Source organism: Methanomassiliicoccales archaeon, from assembly GCA_014361295.1.
Taxonomy (GTDB): domain Archaea; phylum Thermoplasmatota; class Thermoplasmata; order Methanomassiliicoccales; family JACIVX01; genus JACIVX01.
This window is the reverse complement of record JACIVX010000013.1, coordinates 1-10,371: the sequence shown is the minus strand read 5'-3', so window position 1 is coordinate 10,371 and position 10,371 is coordinate 1. Positions and strand designations below refer to the sequence as shown.

The following is a 10,371-nucleotide window of genomic DNA, read 5'->3' as shown; positions in this document are numbered from 1 at the left end:
TCATCAAGAAGGAGGTAGCGGTTCTGTTCGGTGAGGAAGAAACCCGGAGCAATGGCCACAACGCGGATTTTTGGGGAATACTCTTGGGCCATATGAACGGCCAACCACTGGGTGAAGTTGGCCACGGCCGCTTTGGCTGCGGAGTACGCGGGAATACGGGTAAGAGGCCGAATAGCATTCATAGAAGCGATGTTCAGGATCACCCCTTCTTTTTGTTCAGCCATGATCTTTCCGAACACTTGGCAGGCCAAAAAAGTTCCCATGAAGTTAAGGTCGAACACAAACCGCACCGCGTCCTCAGGGAGATCAAAGAATGGGATCTCCTTGGACGTGGTGGCCCGCGGATGATTACCTCCGGCACCGTTGATGAGAAAATCCACTCGACCGAAGCTCCGCAAAGTTTGCTCCGCAGCCTTTTCCAAATCCGCACGGGAAAGCACGTCGGCTTTAAGGGCTAAACCATCCGAGCCTGCTTGGCGAACGCGCTCAAGCGCCGCCTGTGCCTTCTCCTCGGCCAAATCCAAAAGCACGCAACGCACCCCATCCTTAGCCAACCCCTCGGCGATGGCCGAGGGAAGAACACCTCCACCCCCGGTGATGACTGCCACCTTACCATAGAGCTCTTGCATCATAGAGCATCGCCACCTTTTTTATAAACGATTTTTCCTTCCACAATTGTTATCCGCACATTGAACTCCTCGTCAAACACAACAAGATCTGCTTTCATTCCTGGTGCAAGAAGCCCTCTCTCATGACCAATGCCCAAAATCCGCGCTGGTGTCCAAGTCGCCATCTTCACGGCTTCAATTAGTGGTAACCCGACAAGATGAACCATGTTCCGTACCAACATGTTCATCATAGCTGCACTGCCGGCAAAGGCACTGCGGTCGGCAAGTTTAGCTACGTAATTCCCTTTTTCAAGACGAACTTCATACTCATCGGGCACGTCATCCTCAACCACCACATCCAAACCTCCCAGTTTGTATCTTCCAGGCCCTAATCCAGCAGCAGCCATGGCGTCTGTCACAAGACAGACACGTTCCGTCCCTTTTGTTTTCAAAACTAAACGCATCAAGCTAGGTGGCAGGTGGTGTCCATCAGCGATTATTTCTGTAGTCAGGCTATCTAAAAGGAGCGTCGCTTCCAACACTCCAGCAAAACGGTAAGCATTTATTCGGCGCACACTGGACATTCCAGAATAAAGATGCGTCACATGTGAAAAGCCCGCTTCCACTGCTTTTAAAATCTGTTGGTATGTAGCATTACTGTGACCTATAGAGGCCAAAATGCCTCGTCGCCGCAACTCCAGACCAAGTTCTAACCCGCCCGGAAGTTCCGGGGCAGCCGACACTCGTTTAATACACGGGAAATTGTCTAGTAGCTCCTTGTATTCAGCCGGATCTGGATGTTTAAGATACGCAGTGTTTTGAGCGCCAGCTTGTTCAGGGTGTAAATAGGGTCCTTCAAGATGCGCGCCAAGTAATTTAGCCCCACAAACAGAGGCTTCCATAGCTTTTTGGATAGTTTCGAGAGCATCGCAAATCTGGTCAATTGGAGCCGTAAGCGTCGTTGCTAACCAAGTCGTGGTACCACCACGAGCGTGTGTTTGGGCAATCGCCTCGAGAGCGTCCAAAGAACTGTCCATTACGTCATAACCTCCACCGCCGTGTACATGGATGTCGATAAACCCTGGAGAAATATATAATCCACTAACGTCAATTTCACAAAAGCCACTTTCAACTTTTAAGGTCTCGTCGTCAACCGCAACAATGCGGTCCTTTTCTACAACTACAATGCCTGGGCTGAGGGTCCGTAGTGGGGTAAAAACGGTGCCTCCTGACAGACAAAAAGCCATTGTCGCCTCCTTCTCGACTTAAAAACATTCTTTCCCGCGAAAGTCAGCCCAAGTTTTTGATTCGCGACTTACAACAAGCGAATGCGCCCTTTGTATTTTTCAATGTAATTTTTGTTTGCCTCATCGCCTCCCGGAACGTTAGCACTAACCCACACAGGAGGTATAATCCCTTGCGCAAGTAATTTCTCTACCGTTCTGATGACAAGAAGATTTAAGGTAAAGCAATTAACCAATGTGGATACAGGAGCTACTTTTTGCTGAAGTCCTTCGATCGATACCACAGCGTCTCCGAAAGGCATATGACAATCTACGTGCACATCTACAACCTCGAACAAATTCTTCTTTGAAGGATGTCGAGCTGGATGGTCTGGAGGGACTTTTTCAGCAAAGGCTCGGCTGGTTATCCCTATGGTGGGCACACCACGTCTCCGCGCTTCAAGCGCTACATCTATGCACATCGCGTTGATTCCGTAGGCGTTCACAATTATCAAAACACCGTCATCAACATCAAAAGCCTCCAAGACGGCTCGGCCATATTCAGGGGTGCGCTCGATTATAGTAGAACGTCTTGCTCCCATGCTTAACAAGGTTCCCGGATCAAGGATTGCGTTTACAGGGACCAATCCGCCAGCTCGATAAAACATTTCATAAGCTCCTATGTTGGAGTGTCCCCCGGGGCCAATAACATGAATTAGTTGGTCTTTCTTGATCGTTTCAGCCATTAAATCAGCCGCTCGGTTTATAGCTTCTTGCTCTTGTTCCTCGATTTCTTGAAGGAGGCTAATCACTGTATCTTTATAAATTTCCGTATATTTGGACATCGGCGATCACCTCCCAAGGATTAAAGAAGCACTCTCGCTATCAAGGAACAAGGTAGCATGTTGATGTGTACGCAAAATACTTGCAGGGCACTCCGTAGTAATCGGCCCTTCCAGGGCTCTTTTAATGGCTTCACGTTTTCGCCTCCCCGGCACTACACATACAATTGTTTTAGCTTCCATTATAGCGGGAATCGTAAGGGTAATAGCGTGTGTAGGAACTTTGTCCAAGGTGGCAAAGCATCCGTCATTGACCTGTTGGCGACGGCAAGTTTCATCCAAACGGACTACCTTGACTTTGCATGGGTCACAGAAGTCTGCCACTGGTGGGTCATTAAAGGCAATATGGCCGTTCTCTCCTATACCGATACACGCAATATGTAATGGATATCGGTCCAAGAGCTCCCGGTAACGAGCACATATCTCCTCTGGCGTTGCTTTACTCTCAGGCACAATATAATGCACTTCCATAAATGGTACTCGATCAAATAGTTTTTTACGAAGATACTGTGACAAGCGTTGCGGCGCTTCAAAAGGCAGTCCTAGATATTCATCAAGATGGAAAGCGCGGATAAATTCCCATTTTATGCTTGACATTGTGACTAAGCAGTCTAAGAATTCATTTTGGGAAGGAGCAGCAGCAAATGCCATATTGATTTGCTGCTTTTTGGTTAACAACTTTTGAACAACAGCGGCTGTGAACGCAGCCGCAGCTTTTCCCATTTCCTCTCGACTTCTGTACACCTCGACCACTAAATTGTCTATTTTTATTTTCACAATTGGTTTGACTTCCAAGCTCATTGCTCCTCCTTTTTAACACATTTTACGTAAGCGCATTTAGTAACTCCAATGACTCTTCAACAATAATTTCATGAGCTTCAGGAGCAAAATCAGTTGCGACTACTTCATAGCCACCTTCTGTAAACGCTTGTTTAGTGGGAACGTAGCCTACATATCCGTTTGCATAGCCTATGATAAATGTATATTTAAAAGGTGACTTTGTCTTTATCTCTAAACCAATCTCAACAAAAAGTTCGCCTGGAAACGCCAGTAATGCACAATCCCCAATTCTGACAGCTTGAAGCTCTACATATTTAAACGTTTCATGTGGATGTTGGCTTCTTTTGCGAACTCGTTCTAGCAAAAGATCAGCATAAAGTTTTTCTACCCTGGCTTTTGTTATTAGCTCTGATGGTCCTTTTCTCCTTAGCAACTCGTTTAAAGTCTGCTCTTTCTGCTTTGCAAAGGCTTCTGCCTCTTCTAACGAGGGCAATGGCTTCAGCGGAAGAGATATTTCTCTAGTCCTTACGGCGACAGCAATATTTGAATTAGGCTCGATCATTCCAAGCACTTTCAAAACTTCGCCGGCCAGCATTGTACCCAGTTTTTCAGCACGATCAAACGTTCGGCCAGCTATACGTTCCCCAAGCGCACTATGTTCAGCAGAGTGGCCTGTGTTAATGTCACCGGCCGCCCCATTGGTAAACATAGCCATTACTCCCTCGAGAGCGCGTTCTATCACCCTTACTGTATAGCCAGGATAGTCAGCAGTTATAAACAAATTATCAGGCCCAAGAACTACCGGATGGCACGTATAATTTATTAATATTCCATGAAGCTTTTTATTAATGTTTATTGTCAAAACTCCTACCCGTGGGTCTACCGGGGTACCGGTTGGAGTCCGCCGGTTTTTCCCGATCCCTTCGATCCAGCCCTGTCCTACTCCTATTTCACCTGGATGTAAGTTACGCCAGGCCGCGTAGACGCTACCAACGATTGTAGCCATCAACACTTCTACGTAAGCTTCAGGAGCCATTCCCTGGTAACCCATCAGGATATCAGGGCCGGAATGGGTGTGAGTAGCCGCAACCAATACATGATTTGATGGTATTCCTGTTAACTTTTGCACGTTAAGCCTGATTTTATGCACCAACTCTTGAGGCAAGCCTATCAAATCCGATGTTACCAGGGCTAGAGCTACCTCCCTGGACTCCAATACCAGCGCATTGGCGTAAAGGTCATCGTGTATTCCCTGCGACACCCCCTTTCTAGCAATATAGCCGCCGAGCGGTGTCCCTATAGGAGGCGTAATATTTACACGCTTTAGCCCTACGCGCACCATCCAAACCCCTTTAATTAAACGGGTAAGCTAACTGGCCGTTTGTCTTCTAGAGATCTGTGAATCGCGGTTGCTATTTCGACAGCTATCAAAGCTCTCTCGCCACACGTTTCAGGCTGGTGACCACTCTTTACCGCCCGAATAAAGTGCTCAAGAGCTGAGCGTAGCGCTCCTTGGTATCGGCCATCAACTTCACCTCCTAGACAAGTTCGCGGAAATTGGACGCCTTCATACGTAGAAACAAATATATTTTCTTCTCTTCGCTCAATATGAATTACTCCTTTTGCCCCTATTATGTGCATATACGCTTCTGTTGGTGTGGGATATGAAGGCGGATAAATCCATCCACACTCGAAGGTTGCAAAAGCACCGTTATCAAAACGAACCATAGCGTGAACCAAATCAGGCCCGTGTATTCCTTGTTGCCTTAGCACTTTTTCACAACCAATGGCATAAACTTCTATGGGCTTAGGATAGTTTAAAAACCATAAAACCATATCAATGTCATGAGTAGCAAGAAAATGTACACATGATGTATAAGATGCCCATTTTAACATGCGTGTTGGAACAGTAATGTTATTGTATTTTCTGGCGTACGCACACATTATTTCCCCGATTTTTCCGTCGTCGATTAACTTTTTAGTGATTTGATAAAGTAACCCCCATCTATTGTTATAATTAACCATTAGTATACAACCAGTTTTTTTAGCCATTTCGACCATTTTTCGTGCTTCTTCCAAATTAGTGGCTAGCGGTTTTTCCACCAAAACATGCTTTTGAGCTTGTAAACACGCCATTACAATCTGGTAGTGCACATGATCTGGTGTTGCTACGCTTATAGCTTTTATAGATGGGTCGGAGAGCATCTCATCAAGTGTGCAGAACGCCTTGGTTCCTAGCTCATTAGCTACAGTTTTGCACTTAGCAACGTCAGAGTCCATCACCCCTACTAGCTGTGTATCCTGCATTTCTTGATAAATTCGAGCATGAAGCTGCCCCATTATACCAAGCCCGATGACCCCTACTCCTATAACACCATTTTTTGCTGCCATTTTTACCCCTTTCTTATTGCTCACCCCTTGATGGCACCTGCGGTCAGCCCTTGCAAAAGTTTCCTATGAAAGACTACGGCGAGAACAATTGTAGGAACTGCTGTCAGCGTTGCAACCGCGGTTGCACCACCATAATCGATTTGGTAGAGGCCTCCAAATGCCGACGCATACACTGTTAATAGCTGCCACCGATAAATCCCTACTGTAAGCGGGATCAAAAGATCCCCCCACCCCGTTATGAACGTGTATAAAGCTGTAGCCGTAATTCCAGGTCTAGCTAATGGCCATGCAATTTTTCGAAACATAACCAATCTGCTGCATCCGTCGATCTTTGCGGCATCAAAAATATCGTGTGGAATCGCTTCAAAAAAACCTCGCAAAATCCATATCGCTACAGGGGTTTGAAATAACAAAAACGTTAGAACAAGCCCCCAAAATGTATCAACAAGATTTAACATTTTTAATAATATGAACAAAGGTATTAACAAGGCCAAAGCAGGTATTAATTGAATAAAAAGCAAACTAAATAAAAACAATGTGCGCATTCGAATGCGATAAACGCCTATTATGTAAGCACCCATTGCAGCAAGAATAGTTGCAAAAAATGTTGCACATGTAACACATAATACACTTTGAATTATAGCACGACGAAATAATTCATCTGTAAAAAGCCATCGATAATAATATACTTCAAATTCCCGAAAACTAATTTTAGGTGGAACACTTGTCAAATTAGCATATGACTGAACGCTTGTCAAAGCTGTCCATACTAGTGGAGCCAAGATCCACATACATAGCACACTCACACCTAAATAAATCATACATTGCCACCCTACTTTACGGATCCGATACCAGTAATACTGCTTTACAATTATGGTTCTCATCATTCTTTTGCCCCTTTTAATAACTTGTAATACAAAACTGCCATTATACACAAGATGAATGAAACAACATAGGCCGCGGCTGCTCCTTTTCCATAATCCAAATAATCAAAACTTAAAAGATATGCATAATAATACGTCAACATTGTCTGGTCTCCCGGCCCTCCACCAGTTAACACTGCAACCAGGTCAAAGGTTTTTACGGCCCAAGATGTACTTAAAATAAGTACAATTAGCAATGCTGAACGTATATTAGGAATGGTTACATGCCAAAACCGTCCTAACCAATTTGCACCGTCTATGGCAGCTGCTTCATATAACTCTTTTGGCACAGTTTGTAGCGCAGCTAATATAACCACTGCCACAAACGATGACTCTTTCCAAATAGATACTACTGCAAACATAGCGAGTCCAAGCAGTGGGCTTTCCATGAACCAAAACTTGTATTCGCTAATTATGCCTAGTTTCTGTAATATTGCATTAAATATTCCGTAATTACCATCGAGAATCCACTTCCAAATTAGCCCATTAACAACCTTTGGCACTGCCCAAGGCAAGAGTAATAATGCAAGAATAGCAGATTTTCCGCGAAACGGGCAATTTAGAAGCAAGGCTATGGAAAGACCGAACATAAGTATTCCTATAACCATCAAACTACTAAAATAGGCAGTTTTCCAAAGACTATTTACAAAAACTTTGTCTTGAAACAGTGCCCAGTAATTTTGTAAACCAATAAATGGATACGGTGGCGGCTTCGAAAGGACAGTTTGTGTTAAACTCAGATACAATGAATAAACAAACGGGAACCCTCCCATAACTAACAAAATGAGCAAGCTTGGCAACAAAAAGGCAATTAGTGCAATTTGTTCCCTGGCCTTGCTTGTTATCCTTTTCATTTTCATCAATTTCATCAATTTCATCAAATGGTGTGCGCAGAGGTACTTATGTAATACCCCTGCGCACACCATTATATTAGTATAAGTTAACGATATTTTTGAACGATATCCCGTGCTTTATCAGCAGCCCATTTCAAAGCCTCTTCAGGGGTCATTTCATGTTTTACAGCCTTAACAATGGCAGGCCATAGTGCTTCATTTATAACTTCTTGCGCATACGGGGCAGCAAATCTGTCGATTGGATAACCCCCTGCAAAGAACTCTTCAGCGACTCGGAACATTTCAGATAAGGTTGGATGTGTCCTGATTGCAGGATCACTGTACACGCTTTGACGCACTGGTAACCATCCTACACGCAGCGCAATGTCTCGTTGAACTTCAGGGCTTGCAACAAATTTGAGGAATTCAAAGGCAGCGGCTTTGTTACGTGAAAACACACTAATAGCATATCCTTCAGATCCATCTAGGGATGCAGTAGTTTTTATAGCTGGCAACAAACCAATTCCTACATGCCCTGCTACCTTTGAACGAGCTGGATCATTCGCTAGTTTCCAAAGAGCTGGCCATTCAAAAACCATTGCCACGTTACCCAGCATCCACCTTGCACGACGATCTGACCCACTACGAATAGTCCAGGCTGCAGGATCAATTACACCAGCATCATAGAGTGCAACATACTTTTTTAGGGCTTCTACTCCGATCTCATTATCAAAAAGTGGCTGGTCGTTTTCGTCAAACAACTTTCCTCCCCCGCAAAGTAAGTATAACAATTGAAAGTCCATAACAGCGTTTTCGCCTTCTGCTAAACCTGTAGGTAGGAACCCATACTGATCTATTACTCCGTCACCATCGGTATCTTTAGTAGTTAATTGTGCAATTCGTACAAATTCATCCCACGTGCTAGGGGGGGTGTTGGGATCCAAACCTGCTTGCTCAAATATGAGCTTATTCCAATAGAAAAAGCGCATGCTGCCAAATTTTGGTAAGCCATATAACCGACCGCGGTAAGTAACAGCCACCATAGCTCCGGTCAGATCTGATTTTGTTTCGTCGTCGATCCAGTCAGTGATGTCTTCTAAGTATCCAGCCGCGGCAAATTCCGCAGTCCAAGCTGCATAAGTCCATACAACATCCACTTCAGGGCTTCTGGTTGCGAAAAGCGTAACGAGCTTCGTATGTAGTGCATCCAATCCAAGCTCGACAAATTCAACTTTTATACCTGTCCTCTCTTCAAATACAGGTATCCATGGACTGATTATCCTTTCTGCAGGGGCTCCATCACTAGCTGATAGCACAACAATTTTTGTCCCAGCATACGGCTTTTCTTCTGCCGCCACAACAGCACCAATACCGACAAGAAGAACTCCAAAAACCAACCATTTTTTCAACATCTTCCCCTCCTTTTTCTCATTCATTTTTCTTTTTCTCGTTCATTTTCCCCTTTTTTTAATCCTTGCTCTCCAGCTAATATTCATCGTTTACTCCCGACTCTCACCCCCTTTTTGTTAAAGCATCACGCTTTGCCCGTTCAAGATGGGCCTGTAAAGCTACAACAGCTTTCCTAACATTATTTTGATTAATAGCCAATAAAATCTCACGGTGTTCTATACACGCAGCCTTTGGATTCAGAGAAAGTCGTGTTGTTAGCTTGATAAGATCCATCACCCCATTAGCAAACTTTTGCAACCATTTATTTCCAGCACCTTTTATTAAGAATTCAAGATGAAAATCTTCGTCAAACTTTTGTGTTTCTTCAACTGGGAACCCGTGTTGTTCAAGATCATTAAGTCTTTCCAAAAGTTCCTGAGCCTTTTCTTTGTGGCTAGCATTTTGACAAACATATTGCAATGCCAAAATCTCCAATGATTTCCGAAGGTCAAATAGTTCCTGAATGTCTCGCTGACTAAGCTGTGTCACGAAATACCCTACGTACGGCCTCACTTCCACAAGCCCTTGCTCAGCAAGTTTGTGTAGAGCTTCACGAATTGGAGTTTGACTTATTGAAAGTTCTTGAGAAATTTTCTTAATGTCAATCCTTTCCCCAGGTTTTGAATCAAGACTCGTGATACGATCTCGCAAGTAATCATACACCCGCTCAGCTAAAGTCTTTACTTCCATCAAAAATAAAATACATCATATACAGCTCTTTGTCAAGAGGACATTTGTCCCTAAGGGCTATCCTGACCGATTGCGCGTGACTCCTAATGCTTGCAAGTGGCGCCCTAAATGCTGGGCCAACCCTTCATGGTATTCTGCTTCATGGGCCAAAAGCTCGCATTTGAGATCCGTACCGTACTTCTGTAAAACCGAACCGAATGTCACGTGCAAAATTTGGCGAATTCTCGGGTCTTTAAAGAGCTCAGAAAGATCCGAATCCTTCAGCGATTGAAAGTCTGGCAGGCTGTGAAGATCAGCGCTGACATGATAGCTTTGGCGATCCGCAGGATATCGTTCGAAAGCAAGAACTAAAATCTCACGAAACAGTGCAGGAGAAACGCGTGCCAAAACTTCGAGGGCGATGAGATAACTGGTGCCCGCCGTCTTCACATGCCAAAAACCTTCGGTTTCCTCGGCCAAAATGGGATAAAGACTCCATTTATCCGATCCTGAATGGAGACTTATCCTGTATGGGCCGAAAGCACGGGCGATAGCGGCATGGGCGCGCAGCGACCGTCGAAACTCCTCGAGATCGCCTTTATAGTCCACGGCTTTCTCCATGGCTCCGGGAAAGCGCGGGGCTAGGCTCGCAA

At 44.7% G+C, this 10,371-nt stretch carries 11 protein-coding genes; all 11 read right to left on the bottom strand.

The window, feature by feature from the left end:
* Positions 1-632: SDR family NAD(P)-dependent oxidoreductase (locus H5T41_10165; protein ID MBC7109127.1), on the bottom strand; the 632-nt coding region annotated here is incomplete at its 3' end.
* Positions 629-1,855, bottom strand: a complete 1,227-nt coding sequence (gene nagA / locus H5T41_10160; protein MBC7109126.1) for an N-acetylglucosamine-6-phosphate deacetylase — start codon at positions 1,853-1,855, stop codon at positions 629-631. The genes nagA and H5T41_10165, both read right to left, overlap by 4 nt.
* Positions 1,856-1,923: 68 nt before the next feature.
* On the bottom strand, positions 1,924-2,676 hold the full coding sequence (locus H5T41_10155) for an SIS domain-containing protein (GenBank protein ID MBC7109125.1): 753 nt from the start codon (positions 2,674-2,676) through the stop codon (positions 1,924-1,926).
* A 6-nt stretch (positions 2,677-2,682) separates the two neighbouring features.
* Entirely contained in the window at positions 2,683-3,474 is a 792-nt protein-coding gene (locus H5T41_10150) for a glucosamine-6-phosphate deaminase (protein ID MBC7109124.1), read from the bottom strand.
* A 22-nt stretch (positions 3,475-3,496) separates the two neighbouring features.
* Complete coding sequence (locus H5T41_10145) at positions 3,497-4,795, bottom strand: neutral/alkaline non-lysosomal ceramidase N-terminal domain-containing protein (protein ID MBC7109123.1); 1,299 nt, start codon at positions 4,793-4,795, stop codon at positions 3,497-3,499.
* Between the two features lie 14 nt (positions 4,796-4,809).
* Positions 4,810-5,868, bottom strand: coding sequence for a Gfo/Idh/MocA family oxidoreductase (locus tag H5T41_10140; GenBank protein ID MBC7109122.1), 1,059 nt, complete (start codon positions 5,866-5,868; stop codon positions 4,810-4,812).
* Positions 5,865-6,665 (bottom strand): carbohydrate ABC transporter permease, encoded by an 801-nt coding sequence (locus H5T41_10135; GenBank protein ID MBC7109121.1) that lies wholly within the window; start codon positions 6,663-6,665, stop codon positions 5,865-5,867. Before H5T41_10135 ends, H5T41_10140 begins: the two co-directional genes overlap by 4 nt.
* 62 nt (positions 6,666-6,727) lie before the next feature.
* A complete protein-coding gene (locus tag H5T41_10130) occupies positions 6,728-7,627 on the bottom strand; it encodes a sugar ABC transporter permease (protein ID MBC7109120.1) in 900 nt (299 codons plus the stop codon).
* 80 nt (positions 7,628-7,707) lie between these two features.
* Positions 7,708-9,036, bottom strand: coding sequence for an extracellular solute-binding protein (locus H5T41_10125; protein MBC7109119.1), 1,329 nt, complete (start codon positions 9,034-9,036; stop codon positions 7,708-7,710).
* Between the two features lie 76 nt (positions 9,037-9,112).
* Positions 9,113-9,739, bottom strand: coding sequence for a GntR family transcriptional regulator (locus H5T41_10120; protein ID MBC7109118.1), 627 nt, complete (start codon positions 9,737-9,739; stop codon positions 9,113-9,115).
* Positions 9,740-9,796: 57 nt separating this feature from the next.
* Positions 9,797-10,371, bottom strand: a 575-nt coding sequence (locus tag H5T41_10115) for a hypothetical protein (protein ID MBC7109117.1), incomplete at its 5' end; no start/stop codon positions are given.

Coding starts and splice junctions, on each gene's coding strand:
- nagA (MBC7109126.1), bottom strand. CDS start 1,855: ATGGCTTTTTGTCTGTCAGGAGGCACCGTTTTTACCCCACTACGGACC.
- H5T41_10155 (MBC7109125.1), bottom strand. CDS start 2,676: ATGTCCAAATATACGGAAATTTATAAAGATACAGTGATTAGCCTCCTT.
- H5T41_10150 (MBC7109124.1), bottom strand. CDS start 3,474: ATGAGCTTGGAAGTCAAACCAATTGTGAAAATAAAAATAGACAATTTA.
- H5T41_10145 (MBC7109123.1), bottom strand. CDS start 4,795: ATGGTGCGCGTAGGGCTAAAGCGTGTAAATATTACGCCTCCTATAGGG.
- H5T41_10135 (MBC7109121.1), bottom strand. CDS start 6,665: ATGATTTATTTAGGTGTGAGTGTGCTATGTATGTGGATCTTGGCTCCA.
- H5T41_10130 (MBC7109120.1), bottom strand. CDS start 7,627: ATGAAAATGAAAAGGATAACAAGCAAGGCCAGGGAACAAATTGCACTA.
- H5T41_10125 (MBC7109119.1), bottom strand. CDS start 9,036: ATGAATGAGAAAAAGGAGGGGAAGATGTTGAAAAAATGGTTGGTTTTT.
- H5T41_10120 (MBC7109118.1), bottom strand. CDS start 9,739: ATGGAAGTAAAGACTTTAGCTGAGCGGGTGTATGATTACTTGCGAGAT.